The following is a 16,465-nucleotide window of genomic DNA, read 5'->3' as shown; positions in this document are numbered from 1 at the left end:
TCCCGTCCGGATGACGCTCATGCACGAAATTGACGCCTCCACATCGACTGCAACCCTGACGAGGGTGACCGACGACATCTGGATCGCGGATGACGCTCCGATCAGCGCGGCAGGCTTACGTCTGCCGGTTCGCATGACGGTCGTTCGGCTGTCGAATGGCGACCTCGTGCTGCACTCGCCGGTGCGATATTCGCCCGCTCTGCACAATGAGTTGGAGCGGCTCGGAACAATCAGATATCTGCTCGCGCCGAATGTTGCGCATTGGATCTTTATGCCTGCCTGGCAAAAGCGTCTGCCGCAAACGCTGACGTTCGCGGCGCGAGGGCTGTCGGAGCGGAAACAGGTGCGACAGGCTGGACTCCGCGTTGACCGCGAGCTTGGCGACGTGACGCCGGCAGAGTGGGCTGCCGAGCTCGAAACCATCGCCGTGAATGCACCGGTGTTTTCAGAGGTGGAGATATTCGATAAGCGGAGCCGCACGTTGATCCTGACCGATCTGGTGCAGAACCTCGAGCGCCACGATCTTCCCGCGTCAAATCAGGCCGCTGCAAATGTTCTCGGCATCGCCAAGCCGGACGGCAAGGCGCCGATTTATCTTCGGCTCCTGTTGCGGCTCGGCGGCCGTTCAGTACAGGCCGCAGCTGAACGGCTCGTCAGCCTGGCGCCCGAGCGGGTCATTTTCGCGCATGGCGACTGGTTCAAGGCGGAGGCGGCCGAACGTCTCCGGCGATCATTGCGTTGGCTCGTCCAGGTGGATGCCCGGAGGCCGTCGCGGCGGTCCATGGCGGGAACACGTGTCGTGATCACGGGAGCATCCAGCGGAATTGGCCGCGCTGCGGCGCTCGCGTTTGCGCAGGAAGGGGCAAGCGTGGTGCTCGCCGCACGGCGCGGCGAGATATTGACGCGCCTCGCGGCAGAGTGCGAGGCGCTGGGAGGCCGTGCGTTGGCAGTTCCGACCGATGTCGGCGATGCGGAGGCGGTGCAGCGATTGGCACGGCAGGCTGACGATGCCTTCGGCGGGATCGATGTCTGGATCAACAACGCCGGTACCGGCGTGTTCGGCGCCTACCAGGACGCCCATCTCGCGCTTCACCGCCGAACCATCGAAGTCAATCTGCTGGGAACCATGCACGGTGCGTTTGCGGTGCTTCCGATCTTTCTCCGCCAGAACCGCGGCATCCTGATCAACAACATCTCGCTGGGAGGCTGGGCGCCGACGCCGTTTGCGGCCGCCTACACGGCGAGCAAATTCGGTCTGCGCGGGTTCACGGCGAGCCTGCGCCAGGAGCTTGGCGAACATCCGAACATCCACGTCTGCGGCGTGTTCCCGGCGATGGTCGATACACCGGGATTCGTGCACGGTGCCAATATGTCCGGGAAAAGGCTCGATCCAGGCCCGCTGCTGTACCAGTCGGAAGACGTCGCGCAGGCCTTCTTGAACCTTGCCCGTGCGCCGCGCGATGAAGTGGCCGTCGGCTGGCCCGCGCGCGCCGGCCAGATGGCCTATGCCGCCGCACCGACACTGACTGAGCATTTGCTGGGCGGCGCATTCCGCTTCCTCCTGTCGCGCGCGAGACGCGCGCCGATCAGCGAGGGAACCATGATCGAGGCGTCACCGCGAGGCTCGTCGGTCGATGGAGGCTGGCTGGCACGGAAGCGACTTCCGCCGGCTGGCGTCATCAGCAAGGGGCTTGCGGTCGTCGGAATAGCTGCGTGCGTAGCTTTCGCGGCCTCAACAATTGCTCGTCCGCACAGGCAGATCGCGCCCAGGCGCCGCCGGCATCGGCAGGCCGTGTCGCATCACGGCAGCGCGTAGGCGCGTACGTGATCGCCGAGCTCGGCGCCAAACGAGCCGTGACCGCCATCGACCGTCACGACGTATTGTTTTTGTTCGCCGCAGCCTCACAACGGTGATGGCCAGCGATGGCGCGTCGCGGAACCACTGAGCCGAACCATGAGTGGGAATCATATGGCCTACTTGAGCGTATACAGAAACGCCGCGATGTCGCGCGCGTCCTTCTGCGGGATGCCCATTCTCGGCATGGCGTTACCGGGCAACGCGCGCTGCGGATCTTCGATCCAGTCGGCCATGTTATCGGGCGAATTCTGGATGTAGCCGGCAATGTAGGTCCGTGTGCCGATCCGGTGCAGGGGCGGGCCGACATTTCCGTCGGCACCGGCGATGCCGGGAATGTCGTGACAGCTGCCGCATTGGTATTGCTTGACGAGGTCGGCGCCACGGCGTGTGTCGCCGACGAAATTATCGGGGCCGGCAGCCTTGCCGTTGTCGCAAGCGACCGCCGGCAGAGCCAGCAGGGCGGCGATGAGCGATCGTGTCGTCGGACCCAGCATCGGCTGCTCCGCTTCTCCATCAGGGCTTTTGGCCGAACTTGAAGGACTTGGTGGCGGACCACGGATCAGTCGTCGAAACCTGCTCGCTGGGAACTTGCTCCACGTCAGGCGAAAGCGGACTGGCCGAGAAGGTACGGCCCCATTGCCTGTTCGGCTCATTGCTGATCTTGCCGATATAAGTGACGAGGTCCCAGATCACGCTGTCGGGCAGCACGCCGCCCCACGCCGGCATTCCATTGGGCCGCCCCTGATGGATCGACAGATAGATGTTCTCGGGTTGCGATCCATAGATGAAGCTGTTGTTGCTCAGCGCCGGCCCCATGCCGCCGCCGCCGTTCGGCGCATGGCAGCCGACGCAATTGAAGTTGACGTAATAGGTCATCCCGCGCTGCGCCGCATTGGGATCGCCCTGCACCGGATTCTTGATCTGGGGCGGATCGGGCTGTGCGCCCGGGAAGAGGGTGGTCACCGGAACTTGCATGAACACGCCGGGCCGGCCGCTGCCGACGCTGCCGCCGAAATTCGGCCGAGGCGCCAGCGTCGGCATCTGCGCCTCCTGCGACTGCGGCAGAGTTTGCTGGGCAAGCAATGCGCCGTTGGGTGCGGCCGCCAGCAGCAACGTTACGGCACTGGCGCGTAGCATTGGACCGGACATCACGGATGCCCTCCTGATGCCGTCACGGCCATGTCGACCAGAGGCACGCCGTAACTCCGCAACAGTGCGGCAATATCGGACCGATGCGCGTCGATGAACGCATTCAGCTGGTCGCGCAGAGCGTGATCGCCTTTGCGGACGCCCATCGAGATAGCGAACTGGAACTGTTGAGGCGCGAAGCGCTCACTGTCCTTGATGGGGGTCACTGTCAGCGGCACCTTGGCATGCGTGGCGAAATAGCCGGCTAGCGGCCCCCAGGCTGCGGCTATGTCGATCTCGCCATGTTCGACGGCCTCGATCAGGCGCGCCGGAGGATCAGCCCGGCGATAGTCGCCATAGATCGAATAGCCGCGGACATTGTCGACGATCCCGAGCTGGCCAAGCGCCTGCGCAGGAGGCGGGTTGTTGCCGTCATCGCCGACGAGATGGACGCCGATGGTCAGGCGATGGAGGCGCGGATCGAGTAAGGAGAAGAGATCGAGATGCTGGTCCTGACGGCTCACGAAAACATAGGTGGAGCGATAGTAGGACTTCGTGGTCTCCACGAACTCGTATTCGGAGGGCACGCCCATCACCACGTCGCATTTTTCTGCCTTCAGCGTGTTGCGGATGAAGCCGCGACGCTGCGCCCACCAGGTGTAGGACAGGGATCGCTCGAGACCCTTGGCCACCATCGTCGCGAGCTTGTTCTCGAAGCCGGTCTCGGCGCTGTTGGAAAACGGCAGATTGTTCGGATCGGCGCAGACACGCAGCTCGCCGTTCGCCGCGGCGGATACGGAGGACGTGATCCCGATCAGGCCGGAAATCGCAACAGCGGCACAATCACTGCGCAGGCGCATGGCTGGCACTCCCGAGCTTGAACACCAAGAGCTCGCTGCCGCCGGCGGTGTAGAACGGCAGGTCCTGCATCGCACCGGTGAAGCCGAGCGTGCCATTACGCACGCGCTGATCGACCTCGGCATTCGCCACCGCACCGGGCCAGCCGCCGACGCCCGAGAGGATTGCGATGTATTGCTGCCCGTCCGAGCCCCGATAGGAGACCGGTTGGCCGATGAAGCCGGAGCCGGCGCGAAACTGCCAGAGCAATTTGCCGTTCCTGGCGTCCACCGCCTTGAACAGACGATCCATGGTTCCGTAGAACGCGACGTCGCCCGCAGTCACCAGCGCGCCGCTCCAGACCGGCAGCTTCTCGTGAATCTCCCAAACTTTCTTGCGGGCAACCGGATCCCACGCCATGAACTCGCCGCGATGCCCGCCCGGACCGGCATACATGTCGACGTCGGCGCCGACATAGGGCGTGCCGGCGATGTAGCCGACCTGCGATGCCTTGAAATCCATGCAGAGATGCTGATGCGGGACGTACAGCAGCTTGGTACGGGGTGACCAGGCGGACGGCTGCCAATCCTTGGCGCCCGGCGCGGTCGGACAGATGTTCTCGACGGTCTTGCCGACCAGCGGCGTCTTCTCCTCGTTAGGAATGATCTTGCCGGACTTGAGGTCGACGCCCTTATAGGCGTTCACGAAGTCATAGGCGTCCGCCGAGATCACTTCACCGGTGGCGCGATCCATGACGTACATGTAGCCGTTGCGGCCGGGGTGAATCAGAACCTTGCGCGGCTGACCATTCAGCTCGAGGTCGACCAGCACATTCTCGTTGATCTCGTCATGGTCGAACAGGTCGTGCGGGTTGACCTGATACGCCCACATCGCATGCCCGTTGTCGGGATTGCGGGCGAAGATCGTCGCACTCCAGAGATTGTCGCCACTGCGCTGGTTCGCGTTCCACGGGCTGGGATTGGCGGTGCCGTAATAGATCAGATTGAGCTCGGCATCGTAGGAGATCCATCCCCACGCGGTGCCGCCACCGACCTGCCATCGGTCGGCTGGCCAGCTCTTGACGCCGAGATCCTTGCCCTTGAGGTTGTCGTAGAACGGCTTGAAATCGTCGCCGATCAAGACGTCCTTGTCGGGCCCCGTCGCATAGGCGCGCCATGCGATGGCTCCCGTGTTTTCGTCCACGGCAGTGAGCCAGCCGCGCACGCCGAGCTCGCCGCCGCTGTTGCCGATGAGAACCTTGCCTTTCACGACGACAGGCGCCATCGTGATGGTCTCGCCCTTGTTGATCTCGCCGAGCTTCGTGTGCCAGAGCTCCTTGCCTGTCTTGGCGTCGAGCGCGACCGAGTGATTGTCGAGCGTGTTGAGAAAGATCTTACCGTTGTTGAAGGCGAGCCCGCGATTGACGACGTCGCAGCATGCAACACCCGCCGCGGCAGGCTCGGGCTTCGGAGCATATGACCATTTCAGCTCGCCCGTGGTGGCATCGATCGCGAACACGCGGTTCGGATAGGGGCCGGCATAGGGGCCGACCACATACATGGTTCCGTCGATCACGAGGGGCGCTGCCTCCTGACCGCGGTCGGCTCCGACCGAGAACGTCCAGGCGAGCTGCAGGCGCGATGCGTTATCGGTGTTGATCTGATCGAGCTCGCTGTAACGGGTGTTGGCGTAGTCGCGCGCAGCCATCGGCCACTGAGCGGGATCCTTCATGCGGCTGGCGAGATCAGTCTGCGCCATCACCGGCGAGAGCAATGCACAGCAAGCGCAGAGCGCACTCAGCGTTCTCCCCAGCAACCGCCTGAGGCCAAGCATTAACATAGGTGAAGATCTCCACGGCATTGACGAGGCCGCGCCGCGTTGCAGGCCGGTTTGCGAACGTACAAACCTTGCGCTCTCGCTTGGTTCCAAAGCTCTGCCGAGGCGCAGAGGCCTATCTCACAACATTTCCTGAAACGCCGGCACCAAGATCGACGGCGATCTGGTCCTCCCGACCGTTGCACTTGGGATGGCCGAAGCCCGACGGGCTTTTGCCGTCCGGTCCAATGTCGTAGATGATCGCGTCCTTCATGTTCGGGCTGACCCCGGCGGGTACGTGATCGAGACCGAGGAAATGGCGTACGCGCCAGGCAACGTTGTGATCGGCGCAGGAGCTATCACCGCTGACACCGAGCGCGCCGGCAATGCCGTTTCGATCGTAGAGCGCGAGCCCTCCGCCGAAGACGATCACGCCGCCCACGGGCTTGCCGACCATCGGATCATGCGCCGTTCCAAATTCATCAGGCGTGCCTGCATAGATCACCTCGGGGGAAGGTGGATTGCTCAGCGTCGCGCCGAACAGAATGCCGCCGGGTTGGGCGCCTGCATATAGATTGGCGGTGGCTATCGCCTTGTCCTTCAGGCTGAACGCATTCGCGGTGTTGGCCTTCTCGGCCGCAATCGCGCGGCTGCCGAGCCACTGGTCGTCGACCTTGCTGCCGCTGTAAGCGACGGCGCAAACAAGGCCCTGCCGATTCACGACCGCGGCCCACTCGTTGTTGTCCAGACCGCCGTTGCTGGGGCCACCGCCGGGCTTGACGCTTTTCTTGAGGATGTCGGCCAGCTGGTCGTGGTCGACCGGACAAGACAGTCCCGGACGCGGCTGATCTTGCGCGATCGCGCCTTGCAGCACGGCCATGACCGCCGTGAGAATGGCACTCGCCAGGACGGCTTGTTTGCCCATATGGCCTCCACGGAATTGCCCATGTCAGAGGCGAACGTTGCATCAAACCTGCGGTTCCTATGCCTTCCCAAACTTGCGGGATCATCAACCGACGTGCTGAACCGCCGGCGTGTGGGGGCGCGCATCCATCGTGGTCAGCCACCGATAAGCGAAGAACAAGGCTGCGCCGGTGTAGAGCATGCCCATCGGCACCCACATCAGGATGCCCGCGAGCTGCTGATCTTCCAGCGGCGACAGACTGAATTCGCCGGCGAGCGCGCCCTGTCCTGAAATCCACAAGCGTGTCGATAGAGTCAACAACGCGCCGAGCACACCGGAATGCAGGATGGTGATGAACAGGCAGACGATCGCGATGCCGTCGCGAAGCCGTACGCTGCGGCCCACGCCGCGGCCATGAAAAAGGACCCACCAGAACAACAATGCGGTGGCAAAGAAGCTGATGTGCTGGAAGCGATGGATGGCGGTGTTCTCAAGGGCCCATGCATAGAGCGGCGGCGCATGCCAGGCCCAAAGCGCCAGGCCGTGCAGGGCTGTCGCGCTGACCGGATGGCTGACCAACGCCCATGGCTTGGCTACCATCGGCCGATTCAAGAAGCGGCCTGCACCAGGACGAACCGAGGAGGGCAGGCTCCACATCAGCGGTCCGTTGATCCTGGCGAACGCCATCAGTGGCGCCCCTACGACCATGAGCAGTTCGTGCTCGATCATATGGGCTGTGAACAATCGCTCGCCGAGCCAATGAAGCGGTGAGGTCAGGGTGAGCGCGACGATCAGCCATCCTGTCCAGAATGCCGCCACCTGGCGAAAGCTGACGCCGCGACCGCCGCCGGCGTGATGCCAAAGCCGCTGCGTGCCGATGTAGAAGCCAAGACCGACGAGATAAAGCGGTGCCAGAAGCCAGGGATCGAAGCTCCAGAGCGACCCAGGATCGACGTCGGAGATGCCATGCGCAGCGGCCGGCTGTGCTAGCAAGCCAACCAACAACGCCAGCAGACTTAGCGCAGGCATGGGCTGATCATCAACGATGCCGCAAGCTGGTTTGCGATCACCAGGGCAAACAGCACGCCGGTGCCGACGCCGAGCCAGGCCATGAAAGTCCGGGGACCACCGCCTTGTACATCGATCCATTCCGCCCGCGCGCCGCGGCGGACTGCCCGCGCCGATATCGCTGTCCCCGCGAGGGCCACGACGGCCAAAATGGCGCTCATGATCGTGCCGGTCAGCTTCGTTGTCTCGCATGAGAAATGCGCGAGCGCATAGATGCCCTGCAGGTTGATGCCCCAGGCCAGCGGCCCGAGCGCGACGCCGGCCCAATAGAGCAATCTGTTGTGTCCCTCGGTGGCGGTCATAGGCGCGGCACCCAGTCGAGGAGAACGTAGAGCGGCAGCCAGGCGAGCACGACAAAGTTCCAGTAGAACACGTTGTCGGTGACGTCGCTGAACCGGCGCGGCTTGGCGTGGCGGGTGAACATCAGCACCGCCAGGACGATCGTGTCGCCAAGATCGGTGACGAGATGGGTCGTGTGCAGTCCGAGTATCAGCCAGACGATGGATCCGTAGGCTGAATTGTCCCAGCGGGTGTTGAGATGAGCGAACTCGAAACCGCGCAGGACGAGCAGGACGATCCCGATCAGCGACATCACGATCAGGCCTGTACGCACCTTCGCAAGGTCCTGCCGGTGCGCAGCGCGATTGGTCATTTCGTTGGGGATGATGCTCAAGACATAGACGATGGTCGCGGCCGTGCCGGGCCAGAGATCGGGCGGCGCAGCGCCGATCGGCCAGGTGGGATTGACCGCATAGAGATACAGATAGGCGCCGATCGCGACGGAGAACCCCATGCCTTCCAGCGCCATGAAGCCGATGGCGCCCCACCACGGACCGCTTTGCGGGCCGTAGCCATAGGTCGGCAAGTCGCCGACGTTGCGGACGATGGTCTGTCTCACTCCTCGTCCTCCCTGGTCTTGGCTGGCCAGAACCAGCCGATCAAGGCGATGGCCATCGGTGGCGTCCCCCAGAGCACAGCCCAAGGCGTGAAGATCGAGCCGATGAAGAAGATTGCCGTCGCGATGGCCGTCAGCAGTGGCCAGATGCTGGGCGCGGGAGACGCTTCGCGGACCTGTGGCTCGGCTTCCGCGAGCGATGTCAAAAGCACTTCGCGGCGCTCCACGCTGAGACCGGCGACGACGGGCAGGCTTTCATTGTCGAACCACAGGGGATCGCGATGCTTGACGATGGGAATGCGATCAAAGTTTTGCGGTGGCGGCGGAGATGGAGTCGCCCATTCCAGCGTTGAAGCATCCCAGGGATTGTCACCTGCGAGCGCGCCACTCCGCAAGCTATGGATCACGTTGACCAGCAGCAGCGCGAAGCTGAGCGCGAAGATGACGGAGCCACCGCTCGAGAGCAGGTTGAGATGCGCCCAATCCATGTCGGCCGTGTAAGTGTAGATCCGGCGCGGCATTCCGATCAGTCCAAGGATGTGCATCGGGAAGAACGCGACATTGAAGCCGATGAAGGCCAGCCAGAAATTCCAGCGACCGAGGCTTTCGCTGAGCATCCTGCCGGTGATCTTCGGAAACCAGTAATAGACGGCACCAATGAGCGGGAAGACGGCACCGCCGATCAGGACGTAGTGAAAGTGCGCAACGACGAAATAAGTGTCGTGCACCTGGGTGTCGATCGGAACCGAGGCGACCATGACGCCGGACAGGCCGCCGAGCACGAAGATCACAATGAAACCGATCACGAACAGGAGCGGCGTGCGGTAGACGGGACGGCCATCCCAGAGTGTCGCCAGCCAGCAGAAGATCTGGAGCCCACTCGGTACTGCGATCAGCATGCTAGAGGCCGTGAACAGGCCGGCGCCGAGCTGGGGCAGGCCGGTCACGAACATGTGGTGGACCCAGAGCCCGAACGACAAGAAGCCGGTCGCGATCAGCGAGAGAATGACGATTGGGTAACCGACCACGGGCCGGCGCGCGAAGGTCGCCAGAATCGCCGACACCATGCCCGTGCCGGGAATGAAAATAATATAGACCTCGGGATGGCCGAAGAACCAGAACAGATGCTGCCAGAGCAGGGGATGCCCACCAGAGGACGAGTCGTAGAAGCGCGTGTTGACGAGGCGATCCAGGATCAGCGATGTCGAGGCCACCATGATCGAGGGCATCGCGAACATCACCAGGAAGGCGGTGACCAGCATCGCCCAGACGAACAGGGGAATGCGATCGAGCGTCATGCCGGGCGCGCGCTGCTTGAACACGGTCACAATGATCTCCACGGCAACGGCAAGCGCCGCGACCTCGGTAAAGGTGATCATCTGCGCCCAGACGTCCGGGCGTTTCGTCGGCGTGTACTGCAACGAGGACAGCGGAACATAAGCAAACCAGCCGACATCCGGGCCGACATTGAGCGCGAAGGAAATCCAGAGGAAGCAGCCTCCGAACAGGAATATCCAGTAGCTGAACGCATTCAGGCGCGGGAAGGCGATATTTCGCGTTCCGACCATCAGCGGCACCAGGTAGACGGCGAATGCCTCCATCACCGGCACGGCAAACAGGAACATCATGGTCGAGCCATGCATCGTGAAGATCTGGTTGTACTTGTCCGCAGACAGGAACGTCTTCTCGGGGCCGGCGAGTTGAACGCGCATGAGGATTGCGAGAATCCCACCGAGCAGCAGGAACACGAACGCCGTGACGATGTAGCGCCGGCCCACGACCTTATGGTCTACTGACATCAGCGCGCCGAAAAAGCCGGATGGCGTGCGCCAGATATTCTCGAGCCGCGTCGAAAGCTGGAGGCCGCTCAGCCCATCATCCCGCAACTCGCGCCGTTCAGCTATCTGGGTCATTTGAGCTGCTCCAGATAGTGAATGATCGCGATGAGCTCGTCCGATTGCATGGGCATCTTCGGCATGGTGTTGCCGGGCTTGATGTGCTGAGGATCGGCGATCCAGGCCCCAAGCGTCGCCGTCGTCATCGGCAGCGTTCCGGCGGCGATCGTCGTTCGGCTGGCGACATGCGTCAGATCCGGTCCCAATTGTCCACCGGCGAGCGTGCCTCGAACGGTGTGGCAGAGCGCGCAGCCCCGCGCGCGAAACAGCTGCTCGCCCTGTTTGCCGAGTGGCTCGGTCGGGCTCTTCGCACTCTCGTTCTCCTTGTCGCGCCAGCGGCCATACTCGTCCGGCGGCAGTGCGAGTACGGCAAAGGCCATATGGGCGTGCTGAAGTCCGCAGAATTCGGCACACTGGCCGCGATAGACGCCGGGAGTCTTCGCGGTGAATTGCAATTCGTTCTTCTGCCCAGTGATCAGGTCCATCTTCCCGGTTAGGCTCGGGATCCAGAAGCTGTGGATCACGTCGGCCGACTCCAACTCGACCTTCACTGGCTGGCCGATCGGAATGCGGATCTCGTTCGCTGTCACGAAGCTCTTGTTGGGACTGTCGTCTTCGTAGCGGACCTCCCACCACCATTGATGGCCGATGATCTTGAGCGTGAGCGCGTTCTCGTCCTTGGCGAAGACGGTGCGCTGACCGGCATAGCTGACGATCGAAAGCCCGAGCACGATGACCAGGGTCGCGACCCCCAACACGAAGACGACACGGCCACTGGTCCGCTCAAAGGACTGGTGCAGCGCGAGCGGTTGACCGGCCGCGCGCTTTCGGCGCAGCATGCCCACGCAAAGCACGATCACGACGGCGATCCAGACGACGGCCGCAACAATCAGGAAGATGAAGAAGGTCCGGAGGATCTGGTCGGACTGAAGTCCCTGCGGGTCGAGCACGGACTGGCGGCCCGCACAAGCGGCCAGCGGCAAGGTCGCAAATGGCACCAGAGCCGTTCGCATCCGGACATTCATCGATTTCGCCGTGCTCCCCTGTGGAAGGCGAACCGGTCAATCGTATGAAGGTTCCTATCCGCGCGAAGTCGCGGTTTTACAGGCGCATCAGAACGGCCATCCTCTGGCCGCGATGAAAATGGCCGCATCGGCGACCGCCATCAGCAGCAGGACGATCAAGACGGCTATCATCGCTCCTGGCTGGGTGATCGCGCGAAGGTCTTCAAGCATCGGCTTTGTGTTTCGACCATTTTGCTTCGAATTGATGGACCGGACCGATCGGAGCAAGGCTGCCGTGACCGAGACGTCTTTCCAAATGTCCGATCTATGTGCTCCGCTTGCACGTGCCGGCAATGCCAGCGGGCTGCCGTGGTTCCTAAGTCGCGGATACACGAAGTCGATCGCGAGACTAGGACAGCCAGGACGATCGTCAGGTCGTTGCGCGGGAAAGCGAGAAGGAGCGCGCCGACCAACGGGCTTCACGCCCAGTGAGATTTGGGCGCCTTAGAGACGTACCCCGGTCGTCGCAAACGCGTGAGCGACGGGCTCCTGAACCCGATTCAAGAGTACCATTCCCGCAACCGCGATCACCAGCGACGCGACGCAGCCAAGAAGAAACGCTTTCATCCGCAGCCTCCCGCACCAAACATCAAGCTGTTTATACGATACGGCTGGCCGCGAGCCAACGCGTTGATTGCATCAGGGCACAAGCGGTTCTACGGGCTCTTGAAGATGGGGTCGGCGGAGAACGCGGTGCCGATCAGGCCAAGAGACTGAAGGGCGGCCTGGTTCAGGTCGATTGCCAGGATCGCCAAAAGGAGCGCGAGCACGACGGCAACGACAATCAGGAAGGGCGAGGCGCGCCGCGTCTCGGGCTCTTCCGAGCTATCGAGCGGACGCAACGCGCGCAGTCGCGCCAGCATCTGCAGAAATGGCCGCGCTCGCCCCTGCACGCCGTCATCCTTGACCACCAGACTAGCCCGAGCGTAGTGCCCGGACCCCCGCCGTTCAAGCGGGATGCAAGGTCAGTCTGTCGCGGCGCACATGCCGGAACGTAGAACGGGGGCAACTCGTTTGGTACGTGCACCGGAGGATCTGACGTGAAACTGCTGATGACGATTTTGTGCTTTGCAGCACTTGGCCTCTTCGAGAGTGCCTCCGCCCAGACCGCGCAACCCAACTCGTCTGCCGCGCAGACACCTCCGGAGGAGAAGGGCCAACCCCAGCCACAAGGCTGGACGGGTCCGATCAACACGGGCTCGGGCGGCGCGCCCCCCGAAAGTCCTCAGGGTCAGAGTCCGCCGGGAATGCAGCCCGCGCCCGAGGGATCATCCAAGGTCACGACGGCACCGGCGAAGTAGATCGGTAATTTATCTCCGCCGACTGTTCTGGCATTCTCGAGGGCGTGAACGTGACCAGGGCCGGTGAGGGGCGATGAGGTTACCTTTCTGCGCACTTGCCGCGGCCCTGTGGGTCATCGTCACAGTGTCAGCCGTGCGCGCCGACATGGTGGGACATGGCGGCCCCATACGGGCGCTTGCCGTTTCGCCCGATGGAAACCGCCTCCTGTCCGGCAGCTTCGATACGGCCGCCATTCGCTGGTCGCTGGAGACGGATACCGCGGAGCAAGTGCTGCGGTACCATGCCGATGCCGTCAACGCGGTCGTCTTCCTGAAGGATGGCCGCATGGTGACGGCCGGTGCCGACGCACGGATTGCGGTGTGGACCGCGGGCCGGCAGCAGCCGGAGCGTTTGCTCGAGGGACACCTCGCTCCCATCGTCGCGCTCGCAGTCTCTCCCGACGGGGCATTTCTCGCATCGGCTTCATGGGATCGGACAGTGCGGCTGTGGTCGCTATCGGACGGTGCCTCGCGCGTGCTGGAAGGGCATACGCAGAACGTCAACGGCGTCGCGTTCACGCCGGACGGCCAGTCGCTGGTCAGCGTCGGCTATGATCTGACGTTGCGCATCTGGCGCCTGCCGGACGGCCAGCCCGAAATCATGACCTTGCCGGCGCCGCTCAATGTCGTGAGCGTGGCGCCGGATGGTGAAATCGTCGTGGGTGCGGTCGATGGCATGCTGCGCATGCTGACCGCAGACGGCAAGGTCAGCGGCGAGGTTGCTGCTGGCCCGACACCGGTGGTCGCCATTGCGATCTCGGCGGACGGCGCGTTGATCGCGGCGGCCGGCATCGGCGGCACGGTGGCCATCGTCGACCGCAAGTCCCGCAGCTTGCTCCGCACGTTTATCGGCCCGGGGCTGCCGGTCTGGTCGGTCGCTTTCCTTTCGGATCGCGAGACGCTGATCACGGGCGGTGCGGACGGCAAGATCCGTCGCTGGAATGCGCGAACGGGCGATCCGATCAGCTCTGTTCTATCCGGCAAGTCGGCTGATCCGCTGGCGGTCTATGCCGGCGACCACGGTGCAGAAGTGTTTCGCGCCTGCGTTGCCTGTCACACGCTGTCGGACAAGGAGGTTCAGCGCGCGGGCCCGACGCTTGCGGGACTGTATGGCCGCAAGATCGCATCGCTCCCAGGCTATCGCTTTTCCGAGGCGCTGAAGACCATGGACATCGTCTGGACGCCCGAGACCGTCGCAAAATTGTTCGAAGTCGGACCGAACAGCTACACGCCCGGGACGAAGATGCCGGAGCAGCGCATCGGTTCAGCCGAGGACCGCCGCGCATTGACCGACTTCCTTGGCCGCGCGACGTCGCGATAGCCGCCTCTCAAATCGAGTCCCAATTGTCCATCGGAAGATCCCTCATCTCCGGATGCTGCTTGAGGATCTGAATGACGTCGATGGTGGGATGCTCCTTCAGCGCGTCCGCAACGCAGCGGTTGACGTATTTCCGGCGTGACAGCCACGCGATTTTCTGGCCCTTGGCTTCGGCCTTGCAGGCGACGATCGCCTGCTTCACGGCAACCTTCTGCGCCTTGGTGAGGGGAGGAGCGGCGGCTTCGGCCGATCCGCCGGCGACAGCAACCGAAATCATGCACGTCGACAGAGCTGCGATGAAACGAGACATGGTGATGATGCTTCCTTGGTTTCCGACCCTGCGAAATTACCCGTTGTTGTCCTTGACCTCGCGCTGGCGCAAATAGTCGTCCGTGGTGCGCGGCGGCGTTCGTTCGGGAACGCCTTTGAACGGATCGAATTGCTGTTCGCTCATGACGATGACGCGGCAGTCCGCACACATCCTGAGTGCCGCGACCCGCTTGTCGCCGGCTGGATACATCCAGTGCCGGCCTTCGAGCTTGGCCGCGATGCGGTCGATCGTGCTCTTGACGCCGAAGGCCGTGCCGCAGCGGACGCAGAGTGCGGGCTCCTCCTCCTTGATGGTCACGGCGGACGCGCGGGTCGCGCGGAAGTCGATTTGCGGCTTGAGGCTGATGACTTTCTCCGGACAGGTGCTCTGGCACAGGCCACATTGCACGCAAGCATCCTCGATGAATTTCAGCACGGGGCGGTCGGGATCGTCACGCAGCGCGCCGGTTGGGCAGGCCGAGACGCAGGCGAGGCACAGCGTGCAGCCGTCCGTATCGACCGTGATCGCACCGATCGGCGCGCCCGGCGGCAACGCGATCACGTCGACCGGAGTCGGTGCCAGCCGGTGCAGCTCGCTCAATCCAAATCGCAAAAGGTCGCGCCGCGTGCCGACGGTCCTGAAGGTCGCCGGCGTTGCGACGGCGGCAAGCGTGCCGATGGCCGTCAGATGCGCGCCGAGCGCATCGGGATCGTCCGTTTCGATGGTGGCGAGACGGCGGCCGGCAAATCCGAGACCGCCAAGGATTGCCTCGGCCATGCCGATGGTCTGCGATAGCCCGGTCAGATCGTGGCGCGGCTTTGCCCGCAGCAGGAACCGCACCGCCGAGACGCCATAGGCAAAGGCGCCGACGATCGCCTCCAGTCCGAGCTGCGTGAGCTCGTTGACGGCAAAGGGAAGCACGTTCGCGGGCAGGCCGTCGCCATGTCGCGCCAGGGCGTCGATCAACGGCGTGCCGTGCGGGCTGTCATGAAAGAGCAGCACTGCATCCGCGCCACCGGCCGCGTGGTAGGCGAGCAGCATGGCTCGAATTCGATGCAGCTGCGTATCGGCGGGCGGCAGCGTGTAGGACGCCGCGCCGGTCGGGCAGGCGGCGACGCATTGGCCGCAGCCCGCGCAGATGTTCGGATCAATTGCGACATGATCTCCGGCGGGCGTGATGGCCCCGGTCGGGCAGAGATCGAGGCAGCGATGGCACCCCGTCCGCTTCGAGCGCGAATGGGCGCAGAGACTCGGCGTAACGTCGACATATTTCGGCTTGTCGAAGCTGCCGACGAGGTCACGCGCGCTCAGCACGGCACGCAGCACCGCCGCGGGATTGTTCGGATCCGCGCGCAGATAGCCGTCGCGCAGCTCGTGGGCGGGAAACAATGGCATCCCGCCCGAAAGATCGAGCACGATGTCACAGCGCGAGGTGACCCCGCTTCGCGGCGCGTCCAGCACGAAGCGATCGCGCGAGGAGGGGCGGGGACGCGCATAATCGTCGATCGCAAGCTCGAAGGCACCGAAATGCCCTTTGGCAGAGCGGATCGTGCCCTGCACGATCGGGAAGACCGTAGCAGCGGGCGCGATCGTCTCGCCGAGCTGCTTCAGCATCACGGTGACGTCGAGGTGATCGGCAAGCAGGCGGCCGGCCTCGATCGCGGCCTCATCGCGCCCGTAGATCAGGACCACGCCCTCGCTCGACAAGGTGACGAGTGGATAGTCCGGCGCCGGGATGGAGGCGGATGCGAGCAGGGCAGCCATTTTTGCACCGGCCCGGGCGCCGTCGCTCGACCATCCCGCCGTTTCGCGGATGTTGACGAAGCTGATCGGATCAGGGCGTTCGCCGGCCTCCTCGGAGAACTGCGTCGCCTGTTGCGTGCAGGCGACCGTAAGCGCTGCGTCTGTCGCAGCGAACTTGCGGAAGTGATCGAGCTCGGTACCGCAGAGATGGCGGAAACCTCTGATCTCGCCGTTGGAACAACCGCGCTTGATCGTGGCCATGTCGAGCCGCATCGTGTCTTCGCACGAGC

The 16,465-nt window shown here is 63.6% G+C and carries 16 protein-coding genes; 2 read left to right on the top strand and 14 right to left on the bottom strand.

The genetic code is table 11. The annotated features are described in order from the left end of the window. Nucleotides 1-19 precede the first annotated feature (19 nt). Complete coding sequence (locus SE91_RS19010) at nucleotides 20-1,816, top strand: SDR family oxidoreductase (RefSeq protein ID WP_156489674.1); 1,797 nt, start codon at nucleotides 20-22, stop codon at nucleotides 1,814-1,816. Nucleotides 1,817-1,974: 158 nt separating this feature from the next. Here the strand turns inward: SE91_RS19010 and SE91_RS19005 are convergent, their stop codons facing one another. The 12 genes from SE91_RS19005 to SE91_RS18955 form a co-directional block, all read right to left on the bottom strand. Continuing rightward, entirely contained in the window at nucleotides 1,975-2,352 is a 378-nt protein-coding gene (locus tag SE91_RS19005; protein WP_008553131.1) for a c-type cytochrome, read from the bottom strand. Between the two features lie 19 nt (nucleotides 2,353-2,371). Then, the gene (locus tag SE91_RS19000; RefSeq protein WP_061848666.1) at nucleotides 2,372-3,007 is read right to left on the bottom strand and encodes a c-type cytochrome; all 636 of its coding nucleotides are present in this window, start codon (nucleotides 3,005-3,007) and stop codon (nucleotides 2,372-2,374) included. Continuing rightward, nucleotides 3,007-3,846: a substrate-binding domain-containing protein gene (locus SE91_RS18995; RefSeq protein WP_061848665.1), complete on the bottom strand. Its 840-nt coding sequence runs from the start codon at nucleotides 3,844-3,846 to the stop codon at nucleotides 3,007-3,009. The genes SE91_RS19000 and SE91_RS18995 overlap by 1 nt, the downstream gene beginning before the upstream one ends. After that, nucleotides 3,830-5,662, bottom strand: a complete 1,833-nt coding sequence (locus SE91_RS18990) for a methanol/ethanol family PQQ-dependent dehydrogenase (protein ID WP_061848664.1) — start codon at nucleotides 5,660-5,662, stop codon at nucleotides 3,830-3,832. Before SE91_RS18990 ends, SE91_RS18995 begins: the two co-directional genes overlap by 17 nt. A gap of 112 nt (nucleotides 5,663-5,774) precedes the next feature. Beyond that, a complete protein-coding gene (locus tag SE91_RS18985; RefSeq protein ID WP_061848663.1) occupies nucleotides 5,775-6,563 on the bottom strand; it encodes a heme-binding protein in 789 nt (262 codons plus the stop codon). Nucleotides 6,564-6,647: 84 nt separating this feature from the next. Beyond that, nucleotides 6,648-7,571 carry a cytochrome c oxidase assembly protein gene (locus SE91_RS18980; RefSeq protein WP_061848662.1) on the bottom strand — a complete coding sequence of 308 codons (924 nt, stop codon included), beginning with the start codon at nucleotides 7,569-7,571 and terminating at the stop codon, nucleotides 6,648-6,650. Then, nucleotides 7,559-7,912 (bottom strand): hypothetical protein, encoded by a 354-nt coding sequence (locus SE91_RS18975; protein WP_061848661.1) that lies wholly within the window; start codon nucleotides 7,910-7,912, stop codon nucleotides 7,559-7,561. The genes SE91_RS18980 and SE91_RS18975 overlap by 13 nt, the downstream gene beginning before the upstream one ends. Beyond that, a complete protein-coding gene (locus SE91_RS18970) occupies nucleotides 7,909-8,508 on the bottom strand; it encodes a cytochrome c oxidase subunit 3 (protein ID WP_061848660.1) in 600 nt (199 codons plus the stop codon). The genes SE91_RS18975 and SE91_RS18970 overlap by 4 nt, the downstream gene beginning before the upstream one ends. Continuing rightward, the gene (gene ctaD, locus SE91_RS18965; RefSeq protein WP_061848659.1) at nucleotides 8,505-10,418 is read right to left on the bottom strand and encodes a cytochrome c oxidase subunit I; all 1,914 of its coding nucleotides are present in this window, start codon (nucleotides 10,416-10,418) and stop codon (nucleotides 8,505-8,507) included. The genes SE91_RS18970 and ctaD overlap by 4 nt, the downstream gene beginning before the upstream one ends. Continuing rightward, the gene (coxB, locus tag SE91_RS18960) at nucleotides 10,415-11,413 is read right to left on the bottom strand and encodes a cytochrome c oxidase subunit II (protein ID WP_245318480.1); all 999 of its coding nucleotides are present in this window, start codon (nucleotides 11,411-11,413) and stop codon (nucleotides 10,415-10,417) included. The genes ctaD and coxB overlap by 4 nt, the downstream gene beginning before the upstream one ends. Nucleotides 11,414-11,512: 99 nt before the next feature. After that, entirely contained in the window at nucleotides 11,513-11,635 is a 123-nt protein-coding gene (locus SE91_RS38065; protein WP_257721962.1) for a hypothetical protein, read from the bottom strand. 485 nt (nucleotides 11,636-12,120) lie between these two features. Further along, nucleotides 12,121-12,375, bottom strand: a complete 255-nt coding sequence (locus SE91_RS18955) for a hypothetical protein (protein WP_245318479.1) — start codon at nucleotides 12,373-12,375, stop codon at nucleotides 12,121-12,123. A 535-nt stretch (nucleotides 12,376-12,910) separates the two neighbouring features. On the opposite strand from SE91_RS18955, the gene SE91_RS18950 reads away from it, so the two are divergent. Next, on the top strand, nucleotides 12,911-14,125 hold the full coding sequence (locus SE91_RS18950) for a c-type cytochrome (protein ID WP_156490024.1): 1,215 nt from the start codon (nucleotides 12,911-12,913) through the stop codon (nucleotides 14,123-14,125). Between the two features lie 7 nt (nucleotides 14,126-14,132). Here the strand turns inward: SE91_RS18950 and SE91_RS18945 are convergent, their stop codons facing one another. Further along, nucleotides 14,133-14,432 (bottom strand): hypothetical protein, encoded by a 300-nt coding sequence (locus tag SE91_RS18945; RefSeq protein WP_245318478.1) that lies wholly within the window; start codon nucleotides 14,430-14,432, stop codon nucleotides 14,133-14,135. Nucleotides 14,433-14,468: 36 nt separating this feature from the next. Further along, the gene (locus tag SE91_RS18940; RefSeq protein ID WP_061851200.1) at nucleotides 14,469-16,448 is read right to left on the bottom strand and encodes a 4Fe-4S binding protein; all 1,980 of its coding nucleotides are present in this window, start codon (nucleotides 16,446-16,448) and stop codon (nucleotides 14,469-14,471) included. Nucleotides 16,449-16,465 lie beyond the last annotated feature (17 nt).

Source organism: Bradyrhizobium sp. DOA1, from assembly GCF_001593325.1.
Taxonomy (GTDB): domain Bacteria; phylum Pseudomonadota; class Alphaproteobacteria; order Rhizobiales; family Xanthobacteraceae; genus Bradyrhizobium.
Note: the sequence above shows the minus strand (reverse complement) of the source record. Positions and strands in the feature narration are given on the sequence as shown.

Coding starts and splice junctions, on each gene's coding strand:
- SE91_RS19010 (WP_156489674.1), top strand. CDS start 20: ATGCACGAAATTGACGCCTCCACATCGACTGCAACCCTGACGAGGGTG.
- SE91_RS19005 (WP_008553131.1), bottom strand. CDS start 2,352: ATGCTGGGTCCGACGACACGATCGCTCATCGCCGCCCTGCTGGCTCTG.
- SE91_RS19000 (WP_061848666.1), bottom strand. CDS start 3,007: ATGTCCGGTCCAATGCTACGCGCCAGTGCCGTAACGTTGCTGCTGGCG.
- SE91_RS18995 (WP_061848665.1), bottom strand. CDS start 3,846: ATGCGCCTGCGCAGTGATTGTGCCGCTGTTGCGATTTCCGGCCTGATC.
- SE91_RS18990 (WP_061848664.1), bottom strand. CDS start 5,662: ATGTTAATGCTTGGCCTCAGGCGGTTGCTGGGGAGAACGCTGAGTGCG.
- SE91_RS18985 (WP_061848663.1), bottom strand. CDS start 6,563: ATGGGCAAACAAGCCGTCCTGGCGAGTGCCATTCTCACGGCGGTCATG.
- SE91_RS18980 (WP_061848662.1), bottom strand. CDS start 7,571: ATGCCTGCGCTAAGTCTGCTGGCGTTGTTGGTTGGCTTGCTAGCACAG.
- SE91_RS18975 (WP_061848661.1), bottom strand. CDS start 7,912: ATGACCGCCACCGAGGGACACAACAGATTGCTCTATTGGGCCGGCGTC.
- ctaD (WP_061848659.1), bottom strand. CDS start 10,418: ATGACCCAGATAGCTGAACGGCGCGAGTTGCGGGATGATGGGCTGAGC.
- coxB (WP_245318480.1), bottom strand. CDS start 11,413: ATGCGAACGGCTCTGGTGCCATTTGCGACCTTGCCGCTGGCCGCTTGT.
- SE91_RS38065 (WP_257721962.1), bottom strand. CDS start 11,635: ATGCTTGAAGACCTTCGCGCGATCACCCAGCCAGGAGCGATGATAGCC.
- SE91_RS18950 (WP_156490024.1), top strand. CDS start 12,911: ATGGTGGGACATGGCGGCCCCATACGGGCGCTTGCCGTTTCGCCCGAT.
- SE91_RS18945 (WP_245318478.1), bottom strand. CDS start 14,432: ATGTCTCGTTTCATCGCAGCTCTGTCGACGTGCATGATTTCGGTTGCT.
- SE91_RS18940 (WP_061851200.1), bottom strand. CDS start 16,448: ATGCGGCTCGACATGGCCACGATCAAGCGCGGTTGTTCCAACGGCGAG.